Annotated in this window: 21 protein-coding genes, 1 tRNA gene and 1 pseudogene; 5 read left to right on the top strand and 18 right to left on the bottom strand. The window is 42.4% G+C overall.

The window, feature by feature from the left end; all coding sequences use genetic code 11:
* Positions 1-48 precede the first annotated feature (48 nt).
* From ACYQ5K_RS02165 to ACYQ5K_RS02150, 4 genes are all read right to left on the bottom strand, one after another.
* Positions 49-936, bottom strand: coding sequence for a fumarylacetoacetate hydrolase family protein (locus ACYQ5K_RS02165; RefSeq protein WP_243259163.1), 888 nt, complete (start codon positions 934-936; stop codon positions 49-51).
* A 17-nt stretch (positions 937-953) separates the two neighbouring features.
* Positions 954-2,126, bottom strand: coding sequence for a UxaA family hydrolase (locus ACYQ5K_RS02160; RefSeq protein ID WP_330586005.1), 1,173 nt, complete (start codon positions 2,124-2,126; stop codon positions 954-956).
* A 34-nt stretch (positions 2,127-2,160) separates the two neighbouring features.
* Positions 2,161-2,451, bottom strand: a complete 291-nt coding sequence (locus ACYQ5K_RS02155) for a UxaA family hydrolase (RefSeq protein WP_243259162.1) — start codon at positions 2,449-2,451, stop codon at positions 2,161-2,163.
* 95 nt (positions 2,452-2,546) lie between these two features.
* Positions 2,547-3,521 (bottom strand): 2-keto-3-deoxygluconate permease, encoded by a 975-nt coding sequence (locus ACYQ5K_RS02150; RefSeq protein WP_173688282.1) that lies wholly within the window; start codon positions 3,519-3,521, stop codon positions 2,547-2,549.
* A 282-nt stretch (positions 3,522-3,803) separates the two neighbouring features.
* Here ACYQ5K_RS02150 and ACYQ5K_RS02145 point away from each other — a divergent pair, with 282 nt between their 5' ends.
* On the top strand, positions 3,804-4,577 hold the full coding sequence (locus ACYQ5K_RS02145; RefSeq protein WP_173688283.1) for an IclR family transcriptional regulator: 774 nt from the start codon (positions 3,804-3,806) through the stop codon (positions 4,575-4,577).
* A 51-nt stretch (positions 4,578-4,628) separates the two neighbouring features.
* On the opposite strand, the gene ACYQ5K_RS02140 is transcribed toward ACYQ5K_RS02145, so the two are convergent.
* The 3 genes from ACYQ5K_RS02140 to ACYQ5K_RS02130 all read right to left on the bottom strand — a co-directional run bounded on the left by ACYQ5K_RS02140 (position 4,629) and on the right by ACYQ5K_RS02130 (position 10,464).
* Positions 4,629-6,026 (bottom strand): alanine/glycine:cation symporter family protein, encoded by a 1,398-nt coding sequence (locus ACYQ5K_RS02140; protein ID WP_173688284.1) that lies wholly within the window; start codon positions 6,024-6,026, stop codon positions 4,629-4,631.
* Positions 6,027-6,183: 157 nt separating this feature from the next.
* Positions 6,184-8,115, bottom strand: coding sequence for a diguanylate cyclase domain-containing protein (locus tag ACYQ5K_RS02135; protein ID WP_173688285.1), 1,932 nt, complete (start codon positions 8,113-8,115; stop codon positions 6,184-6,186).
* Between the two features lie 225 nt (positions 8,116-8,340).
* A complete protein-coding gene (locus tag ACYQ5K_RS02130; protein ID WP_195230743.1) occupies positions 8,341-10,464 on the bottom strand; it encodes a CocE/NonD family hydrolase in 2,124 nt (707 codons plus the stop codon).
* A gap of 284 nt (positions 10,465-10,748) precedes the next feature.
* Between ACYQ5K_RS02130 and ACYQ5K_RS02125 the strand changes: the two genes are divergently transcribed.
* Entirely contained in the window at positions 10,749-11,849 is a 1,101-nt protein-coding gene (locus tag ACYQ5K_RS02125) for an endonuclease/exonuclease/phosphatase family protein (RefSeq protein ID WP_195230741.1), read from the top strand.
* 72 nt (positions 11,850-11,921) lie between these two features.
* Here ACYQ5K_RS02125 and ACYQ5K_RS02120 read toward each other — a convergent pair whose 3' ends face one another.
* The 5 genes from ACYQ5K_RS02120 to ACYQ5K_RS02100 all read right to left on the bottom strand — a co-directional run bounded on the left by ACYQ5K_RS02120 (position 11,922) and on the right by ACYQ5K_RS02100 (position 14,632).
* Positions 11,922-12,167 (bottom strand): helix-turn-helix domain-containing protein, encoded by a 246-nt coding sequence (locus ACYQ5K_RS02120; protein ID WP_243259160.1) that lies wholly within the window; start codon positions 12,165-12,167, stop codon positions 11,922-11,924.
* A 70-nt stretch (positions 12,168-12,237) separates the two neighbouring features.
* Positions 12,238-12,310: transfer RNA gene (locus ACYQ5K_RS02115), tRNA-Ile, on the bottom strand.
* 271 nt (positions 12,311-12,581) lie between these two features.
* Positions 12,582-12,743, bottom strand: coding sequence for a hypothetical protein (locus ACYQ5K_RS02110; RefSeq protein ID WP_173688288.1), 162 nt, complete (start codon positions 12,741-12,743; stop codon positions 12,582-12,584).
* A gap of 154 nt (positions 12,744-12,897) precedes the next feature.
* On the bottom strand, positions 12,898-13,653 hold the full coding sequence (locus tag ACYQ5K_RS02105; RefSeq protein WP_173688289.1) for a metallophosphoesterase family protein: 756 nt from the start codon (positions 13,651-13,653) through the stop codon (positions 12,898-12,900).
* 124 nt (positions 13,654-13,777) lie between these two features.
* Entirely contained in the window at positions 13,778-14,632 is an 855-nt protein-coding gene (locus ACYQ5K_RS02100) for a DegV family protein (RefSeq protein ID WP_173688290.1), read from the bottom strand.
* Positions 14,633-14,884: 252 nt separating this feature from the next.
* Here ACYQ5K_RS02100 and ACYQ5K_RS02095 point away from each other — a divergent pair, with 252 nt between their 5' ends.
* Positions 14,885-15,340: a MarR family winged helix-turn-helix transcriptional regulator gene (locus ACYQ5K_RS02095; protein ID WP_173688291.1), complete on the top strand. Its 456-nt coding sequence runs from the start codon at positions 14,885-14,887 to the stop codon at positions 15,338-15,340.
* Between the two features lie 4 nt (positions 15,341-15,344).
* Positions 15,345-16,676, top strand: a complete 1,332-nt coding sequence (locus ACYQ5K_RS02090) for an MATE family efflux transporter (protein ID WP_173688292.1) — start codon at positions 15,345-15,347, stop codon at positions 16,674-16,676.
* On the opposite strand, the pseudogene ACYQ5K_RS02085 reads toward ACYQ5K_RS02090, so the two are convergent.
* Positions 16,673-16,933: pseudogene (locus tag ACYQ5K_RS02085) on the bottom strand (cation:proton antiporter); the annotation flags it as partial. The gene ACYQ5K_RS02090 and the pseudogene ACYQ5K_RS02085 overlap by 4 nt on opposite strands.
* A 193-nt stretch (positions 16,934-17,126) precedes the next feature.
* On the opposite strand from ACYQ5K_RS02085, the gene ACYQ5K_RS02080 reads away from it, so the two are divergent.
* Positions 17,127-18,659 (top strand): aminotransferase class I/II-fold pyridoxal phosphate-dependent enzyme, encoded by a 1,533-nt coding sequence (locus ACYQ5K_RS02080; RefSeq protein WP_274597650.1) that lies wholly within the window; start codon positions 17,127-17,129, stop codon positions 18,657-18,659.
* 268 nt (positions 18,660-18,927) lie between these two features.
* On the opposite strand, the gene ACYQ5K_RS02075 is transcribed toward ACYQ5K_RS02080, so the two are convergent.
* The 5 genes from ACYQ5K_RS02075 to ACYQ5K_RS02055 form a co-directional block, all read right to left on the bottom strand.
* Entirely contained in the window at positions 18,928-20,412 is a 1,485-nt protein-coding gene (locus ACYQ5K_RS02075; RefSeq protein ID WP_173688293.1) for an AAA family ATPase, read from the bottom strand.
* 133 nt (positions 20,413-20,545) lie between these two features.
* Positions 20,546-20,857: a hypothetical protein gene (locus ACYQ5K_RS02070; protein WP_173688294.1), complete on the bottom strand. Its 312-nt coding sequence runs from the start codon at positions 20,855-20,857 to the stop codon at positions 20,546-20,548.
* Between the two features lie 33 nt (positions 20,858-20,890).
* Positions 20,891-23,683 (bottom strand): AAA family ATPase, encoded by a 2,793-nt coding sequence (locus ACYQ5K_RS02065; RefSeq protein ID WP_459777243.1) that lies wholly within the window; start codon positions 23,681-23,683, stop codon positions 20,891-20,893.
* On the bottom strand, positions 23,680-24,816 hold the full coding sequence (locus ACYQ5K_RS02060) for an exonuclease SbcCD subunit D (protein WP_459777242.1): 1,137 nt from the start codon (positions 24,814-24,816) through the stop codon (positions 23,680-23,682). Before ACYQ5K_RS02060 ends, ACYQ5K_RS02065 begins: the two co-directional genes overlap by 4 nt.
* A gap of 26 nt (positions 24,817-24,842) precedes the next feature.
* Positions 24,843-26,591, bottom strand: a complete 1,749-nt coding sequence (locus ACYQ5K_RS02055) for an AAA family ATPase (RefSeq protein WP_459777241.1) — start codon at positions 26,589-26,591, stop codon at positions 24,843-24,845.
* Positions 26,592-26,722 lie beyond the last annotated feature (131 nt).

The raw sequence follows: 26,722 nt of genomic DNA, 5'->3' as shown, positions 1-26,722 counted from the left end.
TTTCTACCTCTCTTCCTATCTTTATCTTAATTCACTTTCTTGTAAAAATCAGACAATATAATTCGTCAGCTGACCAATCCGGTCTATCTCACATGTAACTTTATCACCTTTCTTCAGGAACCTTGGTGGCGTAAATCCCATTCCAACACCTGCTGGTGTACCGGTTGCAATAATGTCACCGACCTCCAGAGTAATTCCCTGGGATAATTCAGCAATCAGCCCTGGAACTTTTTTAATCAGATATTTGGTATTTGAATTCTGCCTGAGTTCACCATTCACATAACTCTTAATATCCAGTTCTAACGGCATCGGAAGCTCTGTACGGTCTACGATCACAGGTCCCATGATCGTATAATTATCCAGACTTTTTCCCATTAGCCACTGTCCATGTCTGGTCTGAAGATCTCTTGAAGAAAGATCATTAAATACGGAATATCCAAATACATATTCTTCTGCTTTTTCTTCCGTGATTCCTTTTCCTTCTTTTCCTATGATAACCGCTAATTCTGTTTCATAATCCACTTTTTCATCGATATCAAACCGTCCCTGGATCTCTTCATTTGCCCCAAGAATGCGGTTTGTTCTTTTTGCAAAATACACGGTACCGGATACTTCATCCGACACAGCTCCTGCCAGATGTTCTTTTGTCTCTTCCAGATGATCTGTGTAATTGACTCCGACACAGAGAATATCATGAACCGTATGTTCAATCGGTGTCAACATCTCCTGCTCTTCCATTCTATGTACCGATCCATCTGCAGCACAGATCATCTGTGCTGCTTTTTGCGGATCACCATTTACCATATGAACAAAATCTATCAACGTTTTCCCTTTTAATTCCGGGAATAATTCATCCAGAAAAAACACGGTTTCTTCCTTTTCGAAAGCTGCCAGATGAATTTCTCCATTTTTATCTTTTACTCTGGTATAGCGCAATTCTTTCACCCCATTTTTTACATATAGTTACAAACTCTCGCAATTGCCATTTCTGTATATCCAAGAGCTTCTGCTTTTGTCAGCTTGCCATCCGCAACTTCCTTGATTTCTTTCATCAGCTCATCACCAAGTTCTGTCATCGTCTTGGTTCCGTAAATATACGGGCTTGCATCAATATCAATATTATCGGACATATTTGCAAAAGTAACTTTATTACCGGTGATCTTAATTACCGGTGCAAGCGGATTTCCTGTCGGTGTACCACGTCCGGTAGAAAATACGACAATCTGACATCCACCGGCTACCATTGCCGCTACTGATGATGGGTCATTTCCCGGAGTATCCATAATAACAAGTCCCTGTTTTGGTTCTACCTGTTTTGCATAATCATATACTGCTGTTACTTCTGAATGACCACCTTTATGGATACATCCCAATGATTTTTCTTCCAATGTTGTAAGTCCTCCTTCTTTGTTTCCAGGAGAAGGATTTCCTTCACGGATATCATGTCCTACCAACTTAATCGCATGCTCATAGTCATGAACGATCTGGTAAATTCTGTCACTGATTTCTTTTGTCTTTCCACGTCGTGCCAGAATATGTTCTGCGCCAATAAATTCTGTTGTCTCAGAAAGAATCGAAGTACCTCCAAGTTCTACCATACGGTCACTCATCTCTCCGATCAGGACATTTGCTGCAAGTCCTGAAGTCGGATCCGAACCTCCACATTCAGTTCCAATAATCAGTTCAGAAAAATCAAATTCTTCTTTCTGCAGAAGAGAAGCTTCCTGTGCCATCTCTTTTGCTGCACGGACAGCTTTTTCTACTGTAGAAATCGTTCCTCCGTTTTCCTGGATAATGAAATGGCGGATTGGTTTATTCGTTCTCTCTTTAATTGCATCTAACACAAGATCCATCTGACAGTTTTCACATCCAAGTGATACAACGACCGTTCCATATACGTTCGGGTTTGCTGCATATCCTGCCATTACATCCATCGTGAACTGCTGATCTGACGGAACCTGGGAACATCCATTCTGGTTATTGAATGTAACTGCAGATTCTACCTGGGATGCGATAATTCTTGTTGTATCTGATGCACAGACACTTGCCGGTAAAATTAAAATTTTATTTCTGATTCCAACTCTTCCATCTGGTCTTCTATATCCCCAAAAAGTCATTTTTTCCATTTTAAAATTCCTCCTGTCTTCTTATATTCCGTATTTAAAGATTTTCTCTGTGATTCTGGACATTATGTACATGTACATGTTCGCCAACATGGATGTCACATGCTGCAAGACCAATGTGTTCTCCATATTTTACTACTTCCGTTCCTTTTAGCATTTCCTTGATTGCTACTTTATGGTACATTGGTACATCTGTAGCTGCTGTAATCTTCTGTACATCTCCGTTTCTGTCTCTCCAGATTATTTCATCTCCTGCATTAATCTTTTCAATTGCTACAACGACGGTATCTTTTTCATCAATAATTGCTGCGTTAACTGTTACTGCCATTTTACTCATCTCCTATTTTCATGTTTAAATGATGTTGTGGGCAAAAGATATTTTGACCCTGGTATCTTTAAATTAATATGTTACAATATATCTTGTTACTTCGCCGCTTCTGTTTTCTTCTCTTCCAGAGGGAATTTCGGGCAGCCATATTTATGTGCCCACCAGTTTGTGACGATCGGAACAAGAATTGCTGTGATAACTACGGATGCTGCAACCTGTGCTGTTGCCTGTGGTACATATGCTTCCAGACTCTTATCTGCAAGTCCTACAACTGCCGGAACTGCAACCGCATTACCTGCTGTTGTCGCTACTGCCCATCCGGCATAACCCGGTCGTTTTGAAATCTTCCGATCACATAATACAATAAATGCTCCACCAATAAAAGTAGTCATAAATCCAAGCAGAACTCCTGACGGTCCTCCCTTTATAACTGCGGAAAGATCAATTCCTGCTCCAAGTGTAAGTCCTACAAAAGGAATTAAAATCGGTCCTGCCGGTGCAAGGAAATCAGAAAATGATTTATCAAGATTTCCAAGGATCATACCAACAATGATCGGTGTAATTGCCGCAAGGATTGAAAGAATCGGAATATTTGCAAGTCCTGAAGCTCCCATTGCGACCAGTGTAAAAAATGGACCATCATTCAATGAGAGTAATGCCATTGCACCACAATCTACTTCATCACCATAAGACTGCATCAGGGAAAGATATACGGAACCATTGCTGTTTGTTACCGCACAGATAACTGCTAATGCAGATAATCCAAGAAATCCATTTGTACCGAACACTTTACCAACTACAATACCAATTACTGCTCCAGCCACAAATTTGGAAATCAGAAGAACCCCACCACGTTTGAATACACTTCCGATTTCATTAAATCTCAGCGTTGTTCCGAGACATACCAGCTGAATTCCCATCGCTGTTGCCGCACCTGCATTCGAAAAAGTTGCTGTTGTAAGTGAACCTACCTGAAGTACCGACGAACAAAACGTATTTAAAATTGCCCCAATCAAAAGCGGAACGATCATCATTCCAGCCGGCACTTTCTTCAAAAAGTTCATAATCATAGTTTTTTTGCCTCCTCTTTACCTTTTACTTTTCACTCGTTCGTATATACGCACTCCGTATGTATTTACATACTTCATGTTTTTAAAATAGCACTTATGTATTTTATTGTCAATATATCATTAAATTAATTCATTATTTTTATCATTTTGCACAATTATTCTATATAATTTTCTACATATACGTCAAACAACTCTGGAATTCCATACAAATATCTGATATAATTTTTGTATACTTGATTGAAATTTAGATTATTTCAATGTTAATAAAGGAGATTTAAATCAATGGCAACAACTGAACACCGCCCTACTGAACGGGTGCTTGATATACTGGAGCTTCTTTCCAACTCTGAGGAAGGAATGACTCTTACCGAACTTGCCAAAGCACTGAATGCCCCAAAAAGTAGCATTATGCCGCTTGTTCATACGATGACTGCCCGGAATTTTATTTATATGCAAAAGGATACGCTTCGCTATCATATCGGAGTTGCTACATATTCTGTTGGTGTAGCCTATAATAACCGCAAGGCTTCTTTGCAATTCATTCAACAGGAGATGAATAATATTACTGCATTAAGTAACGAAACATGCCAACTTGGTATCCAATCTCGAAACATGGTACTTTATATTGCAAAAAAGGATTCACCTCAGCCAATCCGCCTGATGTCTTCCGTAGGAAAGCAGCTTCCTTTGTACTGTACTGGTTTGGGACGAGCACTTCTCGCTTATAAATCCGAAGAAGAAATTCGTAGCCTGTTTCCGGAAGTTCTCACTGCATATACACCACACACAATCGCTACCATAAATGATCTACTTAAAGAGCTAGAACTTACCCGTCAACGGGGATATGCCGTGGAACGTGAAGAAACAAATTTAATGGTAAATTGTATCGCCGTTTCGCTTGATTACAATAATGCACCAATCGCTGCTCTAAGTATATCCATCCCAACCTTCCGTATTTCCGAGTCTAAAGAAAAAGAAGCTGTCCAGATTCTTTGGGAAGCCAAACAGCGTATTGAGACACATTTTAAAATGTATGGCGTTGATTTTGGAAATTAAAAAATACCTGACAGAAAGCCGTCTCACTTTCTGTCAGGTATTTCTTTTCGTCTATGCGTTTTTTCCTTCCCCGGCAAAATATTCTTTCACAAGTTTTACCACAACTCCTGACAACAGGAATACTGCAATCAAGTTCGGGATTGCCATCAGTCCGTTAAATGTCTCTGCAATATTCCACATCAGCCCAAGATCCATCGTTGCTCCAACGATCGCAACCAGTGAATACAGCACCATAAACGGTTTGTTGACCTTTGTTCCAAATAAAAATTCAATACATCTGGTTCCGTAAAGCCCCCACCCGATAATAGTTGAAAATGCAAAACAGCACATCGCAACCGCGGTAAAGATCGATACCCAGTTCCCATATGTAGAAGTAAATCCAAGAATCGTAAGTTCCGCACCTGCTGCCTCACCGTATCCAACCGGGACTCCACTGCACAGGATCACTAGTGCCGTCAGAGTACAGATTACGATCGTATCTACAAATACTTCAAAGATTCCAAAGAATCCCTGTTTCACCGGTTTTTTTGTATCTGCACATGCATGTGCGATCGATCCGGTACCAAGCCCTGCCTCGTTGGAGAAAATTCCTCTGGATACTCCCTTTTTCATACTCATAAAGAAACTTCCTACAGCTCCACCAGTAACCGATGCCGGTGTAAATGCCCCTTCAAAAATGGAAACAAACACATGTGGAATATTCTTAAAGTTCAGCAGAACTACACCAACTGCAAGCAGAATATAGATTACCGCCATAAACGGTACCAACTTTTCCGTTACCTGTCCGATTCTCTTGATTCCACCGAGAAGGATCAGTGCGATCAACACCGCAAGCACAATTCCGATCACAAGATTGACCGTCTTTGCTGCATCGGTTCTGATCACCCCGTAATTGAATAATGCGGAATCAATTGCTGTCGTAATCGTATTGACCTGTGTCGCATTTCCAGTCCCGAATACCGTCAGCACACCGAATGCTGCAAACAAATATGCAAGCCAGTGCCAGTTTTTATTCAGACCATTCTTAATATAATACATTGGTCCGCCGACCAGATCCCCTTCTGCATTCTTTTCACGGAAATGTACGGCAAGTGTTACTTCTGAAAATTTAGTACACATTCCAAGAAGTGCAGATATCCACATCCAGAAGACTGCCCCCGGTCCTCCGATTGCGATTGCTCCTGCAACTCCTGCAATATTTCCGGTTCCGACCGTTGCCGCGAGTGCCGTACAGACTGCCTGAAATGGCGTCATCGCACCATCTGATGCATCCTTTTTCCGAAGCATGCGTCCGATCGTCACCTTCATAGCGTATGGAAATTTTCTGATCTGGATAAATCCGGTTCTGACACTGAGCAGAAGCCCTACCCCAATGATACAGAACATTGCCGGCACACCCCAGATAAAATTATTGACCACATTATTCACCGACTCAATTGTAGATAACATCCCTTATCGTCCTCCAGATTTGAAAGATTTTTTCATTGATCTTTCATTTTCTTATTTTTGGTATATAAAATGAATATTTCATTTATTATACACAATTCGTCAGGGAAATACAACTGATTTTTCATAGCGGACGTTTCTGCCGAACATTTCTTCTTTTTTATACTTCGTAATGCATTTCTTTTTTTATTTTATCCTGGATTTCCACAAGTACTTCCATCAAAAGCGGATTGAACGCTCCGCACTCTCCGTTCAGGATCATCTTCATTGCCTGCTCATGCGAATACGCATCTTTATATACACGCTTGCTCACCAGCGCATCATAAACATCTGCCACAGATACGACCTGTGCCGCAATTGGAATCTGTTCTCCGGTCAGACCATCCGGATAACCTTTACCATCATAACGCTCATGATGCCATCTGCAGATCTGGTACGCGATCTTGATCATCTTCTCATCCTTATAATGCTCCAGCTTATCCAGCATAGAAGCACCAATCAGCGTATGCTCTTTCATAGTCTCAAATTCTTCTTCAGTCAGCTTTCCAGGCTTATTCAGAATCGACTCGTCAATTCCAACCTTACCGATATCATGAAACGCGGATGCTGTCGAAATCAGATAGCAGTCATCCGGCGTCAGATTATATGCATCCGTATTCTCAACAAGTCTTTCCAGAAGAAGTCTCGTCAATGTATTGATGTGGACAACATGAAGGCCGCTCTCTCCATTACGAAATTCCATAATCTGACTCAGGACTTCCACCATCATCTGATTGTTCTTTTCCTTTTCATGCATCTGATCGGATACCATGGAAATCAGCCTTCTCTGTTTTGCATACAGCTTGATCGTATTAAATACACGCTGGTATACAACCTTGCTGTCAAAAGGTCTGCTGATATAATCGGATACTCCAAACTTGAACGCTTTCCGGATATAGTTCTCAGATTCCTCGCTGGATATCATAATTACCGGCACATCTTCAATCCAGTGATTCCGGTTCATATACATCAGAATTTCAAAGCCGTCCATAACCGGCATCACGATGTCGAGCAGTACCAGTGATATCTCTTTCCCGTATTGTTCTATCAGCGAAACGCATTCCTGTCCGTTCGTCGCTTCAATGATCTCAAAATCATCTTTCAGCATCTCACAGAGAATCGCACGGTTCATCTCCGAATCATCGACAACCAGGATCCGCTGTTTAATCTGGATCTGCTTCTCGTACTGCTCTCTTTTATCTTTCTGTGTAACCACTTTATTCTTCGTAGCCTTCGCCTGATACATCAGCTTGTCCGCTCTGTTCACGGCTTCCTCAATACAGTTTCCTTCCGTCAGCACACCACCTGCACTGATCGAAAGCCGCAAATTCGGGTATCCCGGAACATTTGCATTATAGATACGCTCCTGTATCAATTGCAGTTTCTGGCTAAAAATTTCTTCCGTAACTTCCGGCATCACAAGAAGGAATTCATCCCCGCCAAAACGGATCAGTTTATCCGTCTTACGGATATTTTTCAGAATAATATCTACAACAGTATAGAGCGCCATGTCCCCTGCCTGATGTCCATAGATATCATTATGCAGTTTAAAATCATCCAGATCGATCAGTGCAACCCCGGCATTTTTCTTCTTGTTCTTCATCTCATCCTCGTAATACCGCCGGTTGTATGCATCTGTCACTGCATCTCTGTATAACCTGTCATTGTAATGTACAAATATATCTATCAAACGCTCATGATTGATCTCTCCAATCGACCAGTCACTATCCAGGCAACGGATCAGCTCAAGCACATATGGCTTCTCATCCACTTCTATATAACGTGCGATCACCTGATAAATCCTGCCATTTACAATCTCCAGCTTTCCTTTTTCTTCTTTCGTGGTCGCTGCACGCATCACTACACAGTTATCACAGGGTGTTTCCCGTTTCCAGTAATGATAGCATCTCTGCCCCTCGTTGATTTTTCTCCATTCTTCATCGATATCGGATATATTTCCAATTGGAAAAAGACGGATCTCCTGAAAGATCTTCCGAAAATGTCGGATTTCTTCTTCTAATTGTCCTTTTGTCATTCGTTCTTCCGCGTTCATGTCTTTTTCTCCAGACTTCTACTACGCAGTTTCCTGCTATTTCCATTTCTAATTATTTTACAATATTTACCAAAAAATAAAAAGAATTATCCCGATATATCTTAAAAAATTTTTCCGAAGCATAGGATAACATCTGCATTACTGTAAAAAAAGGATCACCAAAACCTGTTTCCAGGAATTGGTAATCCTTCATGAAATACTTATATAACTATCTTTTTATGTAATTTATTTTCTCGTCATCACACGATCTTCTACCGCTGCAGTCATCGGAACTTCCGCTTTCACTGATGCGTTCTCGATTTCCACAGAATAGGTCTTGTGGATCAGACAGTTGATCGGATCTTCTGTCGTGATGACCAGTGCCAGACTATGTCCAGGCTCTACCGTATATCTTGTCGCATTCAGATAAATATGGTAATCATGGTATTCACCATTTTTCAGTTCGATACTGTTCTGCGCTGTCTCCGGTTCATATCCTGCTTCCGGATTGCACAGATCTGCAAATGCCCGTGTGATCACACGGTATTTCTTATGTACAGTAGCAAACTCCGCTTCATTCCATGCCGGGACCTCTCCTCCGCTGATAATTCCGCCTTCTTTTACCACATTGACCGGAATTGTATTTCTCTGCGGATCTACAGACTGAATGCTGTCAAATTCTTCATCGCATACGTCACAAAGAAGAAGAGTAAGCTTCACATCATCCATACGTCCTGACATTTCATGCATTCCAAGCTTCATCGTCAGAGTATCTGCATCATTACTGTTTACCGGATTGAAATCTGCTTCTGCATCTCCATCTTTTAACGCTGCTCTTAATCTTACACAGGTTGTTCCCTGTAACGTCACTGCCTCTTTAAACGGATCCGTCACATAACGCTGTGCCATATTACTTGATCTCACACCCATCACATCATCGAAGTTCTCTGCACTGACACCCGCTGCTTCCCAGTCTGTATCGATTACAGTTGTTCCCTGTTCTTCGCATGTAAGATTCATCTTATATGCTGTCTCCCAGGAATCTGCTGTCTCCCATTTTCTCTGGTCATAGTTCATCTGCACCAGGATTGCCGGTCTGTTCTCTGCACCATTTTCAACTCCGTATAAATAATGAGAAATCCATTCATTGATAATATCATCATAGAATTTACCATCCACAAGGATTCCATATCGTTTCGGCATAGTTGGTGTGATATGTGCACCCTGATGAAGGATTGCTTTTACATTCTTTCCTGCCTTCTGGAAAGATTTGTACATCATCTCATACTGCTTGGTAGACACGTTCTCGTCATTCAGTCCCTGTACGATAAGCGCACTGCATTTGATCCGGTCTGCATGAAGGCGATAATTTCCCATACCCCAGAATTCCGGATTATAGTCAAATCCACCCTTGATCTGCTGAAGGCTCATCTCATGATGGAATGCTCCCATATCATCCCGCTGCTTCTCGGTTAATGTCTCATCATTGTAACGGCTGGAACAAAAATAAGCAAGGAAGCTGTTCAGCATTTCTTTCGGCCAGTACCGCTGTGCGCCCTGCATGTTCTGCTGGCTGTACCAGTCCGCGATTCCTGCGATCGGTACGATTGTCTCCAGTCCTTCTACTCCTGTTGTTGCCACTGCAAACGGCATGGTTCCGGCGTAAGATCTTCCTGTCATGGCAACTTTTCCGTTGGACCAGTCTGCCTTTGTCTCAACCGTTCCTTCGCGGTCTGCATATCCGATGCGGTCTCCATGCAGCCATTCTACAATTGCTTTGAAAGCGTCTCTTTCATAGTCTGAACCAACATAGTTGAATCCGTCAGATCCTTTTGAACCAAATCCTGCACTTAAAACAACTGCAAATCCACGTACAAGATAATAATCAAAGGTGTCGATATTTTCAAAGACCATAACGTTATTATTTCCTTTATCCGGATAATACCAGTCTGCTGGATCTGCTTTTAAAGAAAGATCCATTGCACTGATGCATCCCTGCGGAACATGCGCATCCACTTTTTTGTCAAGATCTGCAAAATTAACCGGATGATATTCTTTTTCTGCCACTTCTTTCATATGCGGATATCCATCTTGCTGGACTCCCGCCGCATATGGACGTGCCTCATATAAAGTTGCAGCCTTATAATTCCCCTCGACTGCACTTCTTGGTACCTGGATAACAGCTTTCACAAGATCTCTTTTTCCATCTCCGTCCACATCGTAATCTGTTTCCACATAAACACAATATCTTACGATACTGGATGTTGCCGGATCATACTTTTCTCCTGTCTTTCCGTCTGTAAGTGGAAATACCGGCTGTGCAAGTCCATTCTCAAATACTGGTACTTTGCTGTAATTCTTTTCGTTCATGGTAAACCTCCCAATCATTAAATAAATACTTGGATCTAATCACATATTATTTCCCCAATATTATTGTGATTTCATTTCTCCATTTCCTATTATAACGAGATGTAAGAAGAACTTCAATTAGATTTTTCGCTTTATTCTATAGCTTTATTTTATAGCTTTATTTTATAGGTTACCATGCCTGTTTTCTTTTCTCAATCCTATAGAAATAATCTTTTAGACATGCTATAGTAAACTTAGATTTTACATAGATTTATCTGTAACTTAACAAATGAAAAGGGGATATTATGAAAAAGAACATAAAAAAGATATTAAAAGTTCTCGGAATCTTCCTGCTTATCATTCTGGTTGCGCTGATTGCATATCTGATCTATCTCTTTGCAAGCTATCACCGCATTCCGGATAATCAGGCTTTGAAGATCGAGAAAACTTCCGGCGGAACAGCTGCAGCTGACACGCTGACAACTGAAAAAGAGTATTCCGCTCTGACCTACAATGTTGGTTTCGGAGCCTACACGCCGGACTTCAGCTTCTTTATGGACGGTGGAAAATCTTCCTGGGCAAAAAGTAAGGAGAGTGTCGAATCTGATATTCAGAGCGCCGGAGAGCTGGTTGCTTCCAAAGATCCGGATTTCGCACTGATCCAGGAAGTTGATCTGAACTCTACAAGAAGCTACCATGTAGATGAATATTCGATTTTAAAGGATACGATTCCAAGTTACAATACGGTATTTGCGCAGAATTACGATTCCGCATTCCTTTTTTATCCATTCACACAGCCGCATGGCCGCAGCCGTTCCGGACTTGCTCTTTTCTCCAAATATCCGGTTACGGATTCTCTGAGAAGAAGCTTTCCGATATCGACAAGCTTCAGCAAGTTCTTTGACCTTGACCGCTGTTACAGTATTTCCAGAGTCCCTGTAGATAACGGAAAGGAACTGGTTATCTTCCTGCTGCACATGTCTGCTTACGGCAACAGTGATGCGATTCGCGAAGGACAGATCCGTATGCTGAGTGCAGATATGGAAAAGGAATACAAAGCCGGTAATTATGTACTTTGCGGTGGTGATTTCAACCATGACCTGAAAGCATCCGAAAAAGATGCAGAAAATTGTGAGTCCTGGGCTTATCCATTCCCACGCGAAGAGCTTCCGGAACACTTTGCATTCTGCCTGGACAATCTTTCTGACAGTGAAAAGGATGCACTCTGGGACAGTGCACGGAATGCAGATATGGAATATGTACCTGGTGTGACCTACACGGTAACGCTGGACGGATTTATTACTTCCGATAATATTGAATGCACAGAATATGAAAATATAAATACCGGATATAGCTACTCGGATCATGATCCGGTGTATACGAAATTCAAATTATTAGATGAATAATGTAAAAAAACTGATTTTGAAGATATCATAAATGTCATATCTTTAAAATCAGTTTTCTTTTATTCGTTCCACTTATGCACTTAGGGGGATATCATCCTGACTGGTCACAACAATCTCATCCATTGTAACTCCAAATACTGCCGCCAGTACAACCAGATTGTCAATTGTCGGAATGGCTGTTCCATGCTGCCACTTGTACACTGCCTGCGGTGTGGTAAAGCCAAAAATTTCAGCAAGATCTCTTACAGACAATCCTGACTCCTTTCTCAGTCTTGTAATGTTCTTTCCTGTAGCCACCATATCAATCGTTAGTCTCATAGTCTTTTTCCTCCTGTTCTACTTCATCATAATCTTTCTTACTCTCATTACTTTTCTACTTTGTGGGAAATACAAGGAGGAGGAATCGAACCTCCGGCTGCCGCTTTATAAGAACGGTCCCATCACCACTTGGGTATCCTTGTAAATAAAAAGAATGTACCTTGGCACATTCTCGCGCCGAGCGCGTTGCTGAGCGCCAGTGACGCTCGTTAAGCAACGACCGAAGCGGAGCGTAGACCGCTTGCGACATTCTTCATCTTCGTGCGAGTGCGCATCTCCGGCACGTAGTGCCTTTAATTTCATAGGAAGTTCCTTCGGAATTCCCTGTGAAATTAAAAATACCGCTTACCTGTCTGATTCAAGGTAAGCGGTATGCTAAAAAACATGTTGATCTATCATGCCTGCTTTTCTATACTAGGTATAAGTTTCGCCGGCAATTTCAATCACACAATTCTCTCGTATTGGCTTTCCCTTAAATAAACGTACACAATTAAAGCTCTCTTCAACTTTTGATATGAAAAGTGCTGATGCTGTCAATTTTATAGTTAAATCCAATATACGATTCATTGTTGTCATGTCTTTTCCTTCCCCGGTCGTCTGATTCTCTTCATCTGACTCCGATTTTTCTTTCTGGAATATAATATACCATATCTGGATAAAAATGTCATTATACCTGTAGTATAAAACATGCCTTGATAATTTTAAAACTTTACCACTGTGAATCCGCTTGTTATGCAATCTGAATGATCTGTTCATAGATCATGATTTCCTCTGCTGTAACATTACGGTTGTCATGATAATGTCCGAAAAACCATTTCTTAAAATGTACATTCTGTCGTATTTCTTCAAAGTAGGCAGATAACTGGTCCGGTTTAAACAGTCCGCCACTGAACAAGGCAAGCGTACTGGATGCACAACAGTGTGAAACAATAAAATCTACTGTATTATCATACTCCAGCAGATTTCTTCGGCCTTCTTTCATCTCCTCTTCTGACGGCATCTCTTCTTTCCACCAGTTCAGGTGATTGACACGGTATAATTTCCACTCTCTGTCAAACTGCCTTTTCTTTACTTTGTAAAACGGATCATCCAGTTCGAGAATTCCATCATCAATATCATGGCTTCTTGCTCCTCCAAACGAAAAAATCCTTTTTCCATCTATATTAAAAACCTGTCCCCTCATAAGGTGAAGCACAGACGGACGAATCCTGTGAACCTTACCGCCCTTCCATTCTTCCACCGGATATGCATACAATCGGTCAAAATTCTCATGATTTCCATCCACAAACAGTGTTGTAAAAGGTTTGCAGTCCAGCCAGTCCATAAGCATCATTTCTTCCCTGTCCGGTTCGTCTTTCATCCATACGCCTCCGAAGTCACCACAAACGATTACATAATCATCCTTCGTCATCTCTTTCTGTTCTGGAAAACATCTGGTATTAAACCGCTCATAATTCCTGTGGCAGTCACCAGTTATATAAATCATCGCTTTACCCCCTTTTCTTCTTATATCTGTTTTGTCAAATCAAGCCGCAGCTTACGCCACGGCTTTTGCTTTCATCTATTATAAAATTTTTCAATCCGTCTGTCATTGAACCTGTAGTATAATTTTACTTCTCTATATATAAAACGCCAAGCGTTCCCGGTCCACAGTGACTGGATACCACACATCCTGCCCGTGTCACAAGGATTTCCTCAAATACCTGCAGTCCTTCCAGATATTCTATGACACTCTGAACAATCTGCTGATCACAACCCGAATGTGTGATAAACACACGATCCGGTTTTGCTCCTTTCAATCCTTCTTCCATATCTTTTACATAAGACATGATCACTGATTTCATCTTGCCACGATATTTTTTCGATGCATCCATCACTCCATCTGTCACCACGATCTTCGGATGCAGTTTCAGAACACTCCCTGCCAGAACCGCAGCCGCACTGCATCTTCCGCCGCGTCCCAGATAAACCAGTGTGTCTGTCACAAAACCTGCCCTTACCTGCGGTCTTAATTTCTCAATCTCCACCGTAATCTCTGCTGCTGTCTTCCCCTCATCGGCAAGGATCGCTCCCTCTATTACAAGATGACCAATTCCGGTAGACAGATTTTTTGAATCAATTACTGTCACCTTACTCTCTGCTTCCAGTTCTTCTGCTGCAAGACGCATTACGTTTCCTGAACTGGACATACTTTCCGATATACAAAAGCATACAATCTCTCTTCCTTCCTCAAGATATGGCCGCATGAGTTCTACCGCTTCTATCATAGACGGAGCAGAAGTTTTGGGTGTTGTTTTATTTTTATCCGACCACTTATAAATTTCCTCCGGCGTGATATCTACTCCATCCGTATATTCTTTATCCCCGAGTACGATATGCAATGGCAAAATTGAAATATCATACTTCTCTAACAACTCTTTTGACAAATCACAAGTACTGTCTGAAATAATTTTTACTTTTTTCATATCCGTCCTCTGCCTTTCATTTACCTTATTACTGATTATTGCCATCATTATAACGCTTTTTTCGTTTTTATGGGATAAAATTTCATATCTGCATTTTTTACGCATTATTCACAGCTCATTTTTCCTTAATCTGCAAAATCTGCACTTGACATAAGTCCGATTTCGGACTATACTCTTTTAAGTATGATTTCGGACTTACTTTATATGGTAGAAAATTCATTCATCTATATAATTATATAAATGGAGGAAATTATGGATTCTACTACACTGATCAGCAAATATTTAAAAGAATACAATTGCTTATATAAAGAAGCAAATGAAATTTACCATGAAGCTGCCCGCAGACTGCATCTGTCTGACAGCGCTTTTGAGATTTTCTATGCACTTTTTGATATGGGTGATAACTGTCTGCAGCGTGATATCTGCAAGGCTTCCTGCCTGCCAAAGCAGACAATCAATTCATCCATCCGGAAGCTGCAGGCTGACGGATATCTCACTCTTTCTCCCGGAAAAGGACGAAGTATGCATATCCATCTTACAGCTTCCGGCAAGAAGCTGATTCAGGAAAAGCTGCTTCCTCTCATCCAGATCGAAAATGATACTTTAGCTTCTTTCAGTCCCGAAGAATGTGAACAGCTTCTGCGCCTGAATGCCAAATATAACCAGGCCTTACGTTCAAGACTTTCTAACCTTGAGGAGTATCTATAAAACTATGAAAATTCAATTATCCGAACACTTTACTTATAAAAAACTTCTACAATTTGTTTTTCCATCTATTATAATGATGATCTTCACATCCATTTACAGTGTGGTTGACGGACTTTTTGTCTCCAACTTCGTTGGAAAAAACGCCTTTGCTGCGGTGAATCTGATCATGCCCTTCCTGATGGGCATCAGCGCTCTCGGCTTCATGATCGGAACCGGTGGTAGTGCCATTGTTGCAAAGACGCTTGGTGAAGGAAAGACTGAAAAAGCCAATGAGTATTTTTCCATGCTCGTCTATATCACTGCTATCGGAGGAATCATTATCGCAATCCTGAGTATGTTCCTTGTAAAACCGGTTGCCATTTTATTCGGTGCAAGTGGTGCACTTCTTGACAACTGTATTTTATATGGACGTATTCTTTGTATTTCATTGCCTGCTTTTATGCTCCAGAACGTATTTCAGAGCTTTTTTGTAACTGCTGAAAAGCCACATCTGGGACTTCGCGTGATCGTGATCGCCGGCGTGACAAATATGGTACTCGACTTTTTATTTGTTGCCGTGCTGCACTTCGGGCTTCCAGGTGCAGGCTTTGCAACTGTATGCGGAGAATTTATCGGAGGACTTTTCCCGTTATTCTACTTCGGACGGAAAAACTCCAGCTTATTAAAGCTCGGGAACACACATTTCCATGGCAGAATCTTATTAAAAACCTGCGCCAATGGTTCTTCCGAGCTTATGACAAACCTTTCCAGTTCAATTGTAAATGCTCTTTATAATATGCAGCTTATGAAATTTGCAGGCGAAGACGGAGTTGCCGCTTACGGAACGATCATGTATGTCAACTTTATCTTTGTTTCAATTTTTCTTGGCTATGCCATCGGAAGTGCCCCGATCGTCAGCTATCACTACGGTGCCAACAATCAGGATGAATTAAAAAATCTTTTTCTGAAGAGCATCCGGCTGATCGGAACATGGGCTGTTTCCCTCTTTGTGATTGCACAGCTCATCGCAACACCACTTGCCACATTGTTTGTCGGCTATGACCATGGACTTTTTGAGCTCACACGCAATGGCTTCCGCCTGTACAGCTTTGCTTTCCTGATCAATGGGTTCAATATTTATGGCTCTGCATTTTTCACCGCATTGAACAACGGTCTGCTCTCTGCGCTGATCTCGTTCCTCAGAACGCTGGTCTTCCAGATGGCTATAGTCCTTCTGCTCCCGCTCATTCTTGGGATCAACGGAGTCTGGTGTTCAGTTGCAATTGCCGAACTTTTAACCTTATGTGTTACCGGAACTTTTATCATACGGAAGCGCAGTACTTATCATTACTTCTAATTTGTCTCTCTGGCAAGCAGTTTTTTGTAGCTTGCGTCCATACCAAGTGCTCCAAGCGGTGCGGTGATCAGAATCGCCAGTACCGCTACGGAGAGCACAATTTTTCCACAGGAAAGTCCCATCGCCATCGGGACTGAACCGATTGCTGCCTGCACCGTTGCTTTGGGCAGATAAGCAATCACGCAGAACAGTCTCTCCTTTTTATTCAGTTTCGTTCCAAGCATACAGATAAATACACCTGCAGCACGGAAAATAAGAGCAAGATAGGTTGAACTTTTTTGAACTCAAATTAAATATTATCATTGAACATTTCTTTTCAAAGTGATATAATCTCTTTAAGTTTTGAACCATATCGTTAATTATGTTAAAATTGAACTTTTTTTATTGAAAGGAGATTTTCCAGTGACAACTTTCTCGGATAGACTAAAACAAGCAATGACAGTACAGAACATGAAACAAATTGATCTGGTGCATAAAGCCGCACAGAGCAATGTGAAATTAGGAAAAAGCCATGTAAGCCAATACGTAAGCGGAAAAACTATTCCAAGAAATGACATTCTTCATTTTCTTGCAGATACACTTCAGGTAGATTCAGATTGGCTTCTTGGTGACAGTCAGGACACCAGCTCTGCCCGAAGAACCGCTTCAGCTGCGTCCGGGGTTTCTTCAGCAAAACCTGTTTCAGACACAGAAAGCGAAAAGCAATCGCTCTCTGTTACCAAAGAGTCAAAACAATCCAATAAAAACAGTACAGGAGATTCCAGTATGTATTCGTTCAAAAAATCATCCAAACTCGATAATGTATTATACGATGTCCGTGGACCGGTTGTAGATGAAGCGGCACGTATGGAAGAACGCGGTACCCACGTACTGAAGCTCAATATCGGTAATCCGGCTCCATTTGGTTTCCGCACACCGGACGAAGTCATCTATGATATGAGCCAGCAGCTTTCCGACTGCGAAGGATACTCTCCTTCTCAGGGACTTTTCTCTGCACGGAAGGCGATCATGCAGTACTCCCAGATCAAAAAGCTGCCGAATGTCACAATCAATGACATTTATACCGGAAATGGTGTCAGCGAACTGATTAACCTGTGTATGTCAGCTCTTCTTGACAACGGAGATGAAATCCTGATCCCTTCACCAGACTATCCTCTGTGGACCGCCTGTGCCACACTTGCCGGCGGCAAAGCCGTTCATTATATCTGCGATGAACAGTCTGACTGGTATCCGGACATCGAAGATATGCGCCGTAAAATCACAGACCGTACTAAAGCTCTTGTAATCATCAATCCGAACAACCCGACCGGAGCACTTTATCCGAAAGAGGTTCTGCAGAAGATTGTTGATCTCGCAAGGGAACATCACCTGATCATTTTCTCAGATGAAATTTATGACCGCCTTGTTATGGACGGAAAAGAACATATTTCCATTGCTTCACTGGCACCGGATCTGTTCTGCGTCACTTTCAGCGGACTTTCCAAATCCCATATGATTGCCGGATTCCGTATTGGCTGGATGGTTCTCAGCGGAAATAAAGCAATCGCAAAAGATTATATCGAAGGAATCAAGATGCTTTCCAATATGCGTCTCTGCTCCAATGTTCCGGCACAGTCTGTTGTTCAGACTGCTCTCTGGGGCAATCAGAGCGTCAACGACTATCTTGTTCCGGGCGGACGTATTTACGAACAGCGCGAATATATTTACAAGGCACTGACTGACATTCCGGGAATCACTGCCGTCAAACCGCAGGCTGCATTTTATATGTTCCCAAAGATCGATGTGAAGAAGTTCAATATTGTAAATGATGAAAAATTTGCACTGGATCTGCTGCAGGATAAGAAGATCCTGATCGTACAGGGAAGTGGATTTAACTGGAAGCAGCCGGACCATTTCCGAGTGGTATATCTGCCACGAATTGAAGTTCTGAAAGAAGCTGTGGGAAAAATTTCTGATTTCCTGAGTTATTATAGACAGGGGTAGAATGATAAGCACCGCCAGAAAAGAAACATAGGGTACGGGTTCCGTTGCACTGGACATTCCGATGAGCTCCCGAAACCGTCAATTGTGTCAGCAATGGCTTCCACAATTGACTGGATCTCATCTCCATAGTGCAAAGTCACCCGTACCCTATGTTTCTTTTCTGGCTCCTTCTGCAATTTTACTGCGTCTATGAATATTAACAGAAATAGAATCTTTTGCCATGTGAAAAATATATGGACTTAATTTACATTTTTATATTTTAATTTTCTTATGAAAGTAATGCTCTCACTGCTTCTCCGTCAAACACAACTTCTTTTACATGATTAACCTCGATCTGATACAGTGCATTTGCTGCAATGTGCTCGGCCGCCTGCTCCAGATCACGGATTCCTGATGTATGGGAGTAAAGTTCAATGATCACATCCAGGGCATCATCTGTCACTGTACACTCATCCTGACGAAGGCTCATTCTCTTCAGAATCTTCGGAAGTGCAAATCTGGAGAAGATAATCTTCTTCTCTTCCGGTGTGTAATCCGGAATATCAATAACCGCAAAACGGGACATGATCGGCGCACTGATCTGATCCTTTTCATTGGCAGTTGCGATTGGGTATACACCAACTGTCGGAACATTACACTCGATATAGTTATCTGTAAATCCAAGGTTATCCAAGAGAGTAAGCAGTACATCCGCCGGATTTCCATTTCCTTTTCCGGATGCCGCTTTATCCAGCTCGTTGATGATAAATACCAGATTGGATTCTCCTGCCGCTGCAAATGCTTCCATAATGATACCCGGTTTTGCGTTGGCATATACACGGGAACTTCCGGTAAGCTGCTCCGGATCATTGATAGAACTCATATCCAGGGTTGTCCACGGAAGCTTCAGGATACGTGCGATCGCATAGGCAATCTGGGATTTACCGGTTCCGGCAGGTCCGATCAGAAGGATTCCGTATGCCGGGAGCGTGTGCGTTCTGTTGATCTGGATGATCGTCTCAATGATTCTCTGTTTAACACGTTCCATTCCATAAAGTTCTTCATCCAGGATTCTTCTTGCCTCATCCGGATCAATAGATTCAAAATAATTGCTCTTCCACTGAATATTCATCATGATTGAAAGAGCTCTCTGCGCATGTCTTCTTTCTTCCGGTGACACTTCATGTGATCTTGCAACAGCAAGGTTTCTTCTTGCCCACAGACGGATATTGTCCGGAAGGGTTCTTCCTGCACAGTTCATAAAATCGGTGATACTCTGCAGACTTGTCAGCTTCATGCTGTCGCCGTCCTCTTCCATTTCCTCATCCACTGCTTCTTCTGTCGGTGCACTGCTTGCGAAAAGACGCTCGATCATGAACTGCAGGAAACCATCTTCAGCTGAAAGCTTGGTTGCCCCACCGAATGCGATCTCCCGGATCTTGTATACTGCATAGCCGTCTGCACGGTTTTCACCGGAAAGACGGACATTGATGTGATTCTCGCCCAGCCATTTGATCAGGCTTACAAATCTCGCATCGATCTGGAGAATGTCCGCACTTACAGTTCCATCCTCTTCATCAAACTCAAAGGATGTCTTCTTGATCGGGTTTGTGAAAACACCGCAGGAATGGTGTTTCCATTTCCGGTTGCTGTTATCAAGAACCAGCATCGGTTTCTCCGCTGTCGCTTCTGTCTCATTCGAGCGGAATGTTGTATAAGTACATTCCGGGGCCTTTTTTTCATCTGGTGTGTGTTTAAAATCAAAAACTGGCATGATTTTTACTCCTTTTTCCTTTTATATTCGCTCTTTCAAATTGTATATTCTTGCATATTTTATGAATAGTCTGTACCTATCTTAACATATTTACTGTATATCTGAAAGATGAAACCTTTTCTTCCTGGCATTTTTATTCACTTAGATTTTTATTTTCCTTCTGCTCCAGTCCTGCAAAAAACAGCTCATAAAAATCATCTTCTCCTTCCAGTTTCGGTGAATTTTCCCCACCTCCATTGGTGCTCCGCTTCATCTCAGCATGAAATTCTTCTCCGGCACAGATCAGCTCCATTTCATAAATCTCATAACCAAGCTCCCTGCATACTCTGCAAAATGCACTGAACGGTTCTTCTTCTTTTCTGGTTGCAAGAAGCTTTTCTTTTATGTCCTCTTCTTTTGCCGCCCGGTGCTGAAGTTCATCCAGCATTCCATAAATATCTGCCATTTTCCAATCTCTCCTTCTCTATCCTTATGCAGATCAGTCAATCTTAAGTTCCACTCTGCTGCCACCTGCTTTTTCTTTTGTTACCACGATCTGTTTATCAATTCTTACCTTCAGTTCCTGCACATGGGAAATGATTCCCACCAGACGGTTACCTTCCGTAAGACCGTTTAGTGCTTTCATCGCCTGTTCCAGCGACTCCTCATCCAACGAGCCGAATCCTTCATCGACAAACATGGTATCCAGTTGGATCCCTCCTGCCGATGCCTGGATCTCATCGGAAAGTCCAAGTGCCAGCGAAAGAGAAGCTTTAAAGGATTCCCCGCCGGAAAGCGTCTTCACGCTTCGCTCAGAACCATTGTAATGATCGATCACATTCAGTTCCAGACCACTCTGGCTCTTCCGGTCATCGGTATTTGTCTGTCTTTTCAGCTCATACTGTCCGCCGCTCATCACCATAAATCTTGTATTTGCACGGGCAATGATCCGGTCAAAATAGTTGGTCTGGATGTAGGTCTCAAACTTGATCTTTTCTTTGGATCCGCCTTTGATCTTTCCATTTACCGTATCGGAAATTTCGCGCACCTGTGTCCAGTTCCGTTCAAGTTCCAGAAGCCTTGCACTCTGCTTATCAATCTCATGCAGGATTTTCTGATTCGTTTCATAGCGAATCTTCAACGTATCCATCTGCTTTTGAAGTTCTTTCTTCGCCCCCGATACTTCCTGCCGCGCCTGTACAAGTTCTTCCATATCAGTCTCTTTATTGCCTGCGATCTGCTTCTCCAGCGTTTTCTTCTTCGTCTTCGCTGCTTCCACCGTCTGGCTGCATTCCCGAAACGCTTTCTGGGCAATATCCAGATTCTTATCCATCTCTTTTTTCCGCTTTTCCAGCTCTTTGATCTGCTGCTCCGCTTCCGCTTTCTCCGGAAATTCCAGTTTGCCACGCACCTTCACAGCCTGCTCCTCTATATTTGCTTTATCCCTCTCAGACACAAGGAGCTGATTCTTTCGCTCCTGCTCCTCCTCCTGAAGCTTTTTCTGCATCTGCTCCAGTTCCGGAATCTCTGTTTCCAGCTTCTGCTTATCTGCCACTGCTTCTTTAGCTACTTCCAGCTTTTTCCGTAAGTCCTTTTCTGCCTCACCGAGTGCATTCATCTGCTGTCCGATGAACGTCAGCGATTTTTCAATCTCTTCTTCCTGTATGCTGCTGTCAAAACTTTTCACACTCTTTTGGATTTCTTCTTCCAACGCTTTTAACTGAACCAGTTTTGCATTTGCGCTAAGGCTTGCATCATTCGTCTTTTTCTCCACATCGGCAGTCTCTTTCCGGTATTTTTCAAGCTCTTCTTTTTCCGGTGCACCTTCCGTCATCTGTGCCGGACATGGATGGTGGACCGATCCGCACACCGGACACGGCTCTCCCGTTTTCAGAACCTTTGCAAGAATCCCCGCCTGCTCATCCAGAAATGCCCTCTCCATCCAGGCAAGCTGTGTCTTTCGCTCTGTACATTCCTCCTGCATGACAAGGTATGCCTTCTGCGCCTTTTCCACACTTTTCTTCTGGCTTTGGTATCTTTTATATTGAATAAGAATATCTTCTGCCGCTTCTTTTCTTACCGAAACCTCTTTTTGTTCTGCTGTAATTTTCAGAACTTTAATTTCCGCATCCTTCAGCTGTTCCAGTAAATTCCTTTTCTGTTCCAGTTGCGTCTGCATCTGCGCTTTCTTTTCCTGATACCGGCTTTCCCGGTCCTTTAATATCTCAATCTGTTCCTCAAGCTCTTTGATCTGTTTCTGAAGTTTTTTCAGCTCGTCATACTCTGCAAGCTTTTCCTGCCTCTTTCCGATCTCTTCTGTTAGCTGCTCTCTTTCCGGCACTTTTCCCTGTTCTTTCTTCAGTGCCATTTCCAGTTCTTCCAGCGTTGGTGTCTTCTCTGCTATCGTCTGCTCCGCTTTTTCCAGTTCCTTTTTTGCACGGATTACTGCCTCTGCCTTTCCGATTCTCTGGTTCAGCTCTTCCAGATCTTTCTCGATCTTCGTTAAATTCTTCTTCTTTTCTTTCACCGAATCTGCATCCTGATTTGTCAGAGTTTCTAAAAGTTCCAGAACCTTGTCCGCATGAACCACCGCTTTGCTCTCACGGATCTTTTTCACATCCGCAGCAAGCACGTCATCCTCTTCACAGCTGATATCCTTCATGTACTGCAAAATGCTTTTGCTGACATCCTCGTACTGTTCCTGCAATCTGCCGCTTGCATTTTTCATTTTCTCCTGAAAAGCAAGATAAGGTCTGGTATGAAAAATTTCCCGAAAAATTTTGCTCCGCTCCTCAGTTTTTGAAAACAGAAGCTTCATAAAATCTCCCTGCGCCAGCATTGCGATCTGAGTAAATTGTCCGCGGTCGAGCCCGATCAGTTCTGTCACTGCTTTTGTGACCTCTTTTGCCTTTGTGACCGGAAGCCTGTCATCCGGAAATTCCAGTACCGCATCCGCTCTTTGCAGTGTCATGCCCTCGCCCCTGTCCTTCGGGCGCATATACTCCGGATTTCTCCGGATATGGTAGCTCTGCCCCTGATAGAAGAAATCCAATTCCACAAAGGTCGGCGTCTTCGGATCCGCATATTTACTACGAAGCATCCCCGGCTCTCTTTCATTTCCACTTGCCTCACCATAAAGTGCAAATGCGATTGCATCAAAAATTGTGGTCTTTCCGGCACCGGTATCGCCGGTTATCAGATAAAGCCCCCGCTCACCAAGTTCATCCAGAATGATCTCTGTTTCTTTTGCATACGGTCCGAATGCAGAAATCGTAAGTTTTATCGGTCTCATCTCTCATCCTCCCATATCTCTTCCATCATTCCTCTGGCAATCTCTTCCTGCTCATCCGTCATCGGCTGGTTGTTCTGAAGCTCATAGAACTCACGTAAAAGCTCCATTGGGGATTTTTCTTCTACTTCTGCCGTTCCTCTCACCGTCACCGCCGCTCTCGTCCGTAAGTTGTCATAAGAGAGCTTCATGATATTCGGATAAATTGTTCTGAGTTTTCCGATTGCATCCGGTATATCCTCTTCGTCTGTCAGAGTGATATGAAGATAATCCTCCGTGTTCATATCCTTATAAAAATCCAGTGCCGTTACTTCCATATAAGTACCTCTGATTTCCCGCATATCATGCTTCGGTACAAGCGGAATCTGCTGAATCTTTACTGTTCCTTTTTCTTCCACATCCACGATGACTGCTGCCTTTTTGTGGGAAGCTTCGGAAAAGGAATATTTGAGCGTCGTTCCTGAATACCGTACCGTCTCTTTCCCGATCTTCTGCGGACCATGAAGATGTCCCAGTGCCACATACTCAAAACCTTCAAACACGGATGCGTCCACATCATCCACGCCGCCTACCGACAGTTCTTCCGAATCACATCTTGCCGCACCGGTCACGAACTGATGCGCAAGCAGGATATTTCGTTTGTCTGTGTCGATCTGCATATGCTGTACTGCCGCATTTACTGCGTCCTGATAGGTGATGATCTCTTCTTCCGGATACACTCTTTTTACCAGAGACGGCTTCACAAATGGAAGCATGTAAATATTGATCTCACCGTACCGGTCACTTATCGTTATCGGTTCTACATCCGACTCAAATACCGGTGAAAGATAGATCTGCCTGCTGCTCATCAGTCTTGAACCGAAAGCAATTCTTTCTGCAGAATCATGGTTTCCACTGATCAGAAACACCGGCAGCTTCCTCGCGGCGATCCTTGTCAGGAAATCATCCAGAAGCCTCACCGCCTCTGCGGACGGAATCACCTTGTCGTAAACGTCGCCCGCGATCAGAACCGCTTCCACCTTCTGCTCATCGATCATATTTAGTATCTCTTTTAAAATATATGCCTGATCCTCCAGCATGGAAAATTCATTCACACGCTTGCCGAGGTGCAGGTCTGATAAATGAAGAAATCGCATGGTTTTCTTCCTCCATAAATGCCTGATTAAAGAGTAATCTCTTCTATTTTACAGGTATGTTCTTTCGTTGCTTTTTTGTAATTAATTCCTACTAACAGTACTTCTCCATGATATTCTTTCAGACTCTTCGGATAATTTCTTTTCTTTATCTGAGCAAGCGCAGCCTCTTCCGTCTGATTCCATTTCAGTTCTACAATAATTGTCGGTTTCTCACTTCCTACTTTTGGATAGAATACAATATCTGCAATTCCTTTTCCTGCCGGAAGTTCTTCCATCTTTGTATAATAATCCTTACTGCTCAGATATGCCATTTTTACAACCGATCTAAGTGCCTGCTCATTATTATAGAAAATTTCTGCTGTATCCTCGTCATGAATTTCATCGATAATGTCTGCTACTGTTTCGCCATCTTTTTTCCAGGTCGCCTCCAGGATATTGTCCGAACGGATTACCGCCTTCATAAGCTCCTGTCTGTTTCCATTTTTAATCGCACGGATAAACTCCTGCCGGATCTCCGCATTTGGAATAAATACCGTCCTGTCATCTTCATTGTATGCCAAATATCCGAGATGAATCAGCAACGTAAGCACATCATCTCTGCTTTTCATGGAAGTCATATCATTTTGGAAGGAACCCGTATCCACTTCGCAGGTCGCTCCACCAAGCATATCAATCACAGCATCTTTAAGACCATCAAAATTCAGGTCAATATAGTCTCTGAGTGCTTCATAGGTCTCCGTTTTTGTCCAGTAACTGCTGTATTTATTCCGAAGAATAGATTCCATAACGGATTTTGGATTATACACATGGATTCCTCCGACATAGTATCCGTCATACCACTGCCGCATCACCCGGTAATCTTTCTCATATTTCTGACAGAGATACTGTACCTCTTCTTCGGTAAATCCAATATATTTCTGCAGGGGACTTGGTTCTACCATTGTATACTCATAAAAATCACTGACTGCCGATTCGTGTCCGTACTTCTTGATTGGTAAAATACCGGTCATATAAACGCCTGCAAAAAGCTGGTCTGTCAGGCTGCTCTTGAACAGAGATCGAAGCAGTAAAATATAAGAATCCAGAATTGTCTCTTTTCCTTTGCACTCGCGGAACATAGCATCCCATTCATCAATAATAAGGATTATCTTCTCTCCGGTAATTTTGTAAATCATACAAAGTGCATCCAGAAGCTTTGACTGCCCTTTTACTACCGGATATGCTTTTGCCAGATCTTCTATGATTTCCCGCTCCATCTGTTCTACCAACGTATCATCCTGCTTCATTGTAGACAAAAACAAAGTAATATCCAGATAAATCACATCGTAATGGTTGAGATATTTTTCAAAAGTCGCATCCCTCGAAATCTCAAGATCCGAAAATAATTCACGGGAATCACACCCTTTACTATAGTATGCACACAGCATCTTTGTCGCAAAAGATTTTCCGAAACGTCTCGGTCTGCTGACACAGATCAGCTTCTGTGGCGTATTCAGACAACGGTTTACAAATGCGATCAGACCAGATTTGTCAATATATTCACTGTTTCGGATGGAGGAAAATCCTTCATTCCCAAGATTCAGGTATTTTTCACCAATTGGATCTGGCTGTTTTTCACCAGATCTTTTTGATTCATATACGGCATCTTCCGGTATCATCCAACGCTGTCCTTTTTTTACTGCACCATATATTTGTCCGCTTTTGCACAGCGCATTTACCTGACGTTTTGAAAGATTCCATTTATCTGCTGCCTGTAGAGATGTTATATATTCCATTGAATCCATCCTTTCTGACTTAATTTCTGTTATTCTAATTATAACCGGGAAGTGGGAAGTAAGCAATGCTTACTTCCCACTTCTCTATATATTTCTTTCTTTATAAATTCATGTATGATATACTAAAGGAT

The organism is Allocoprococcus similis (genome assembly GCF_054660775.1).
The sequence above is the reverse complement of the archived record's forward strand: the minus strand, read 5'-3'. Positions and strand labels throughout refer to the sequence as shown.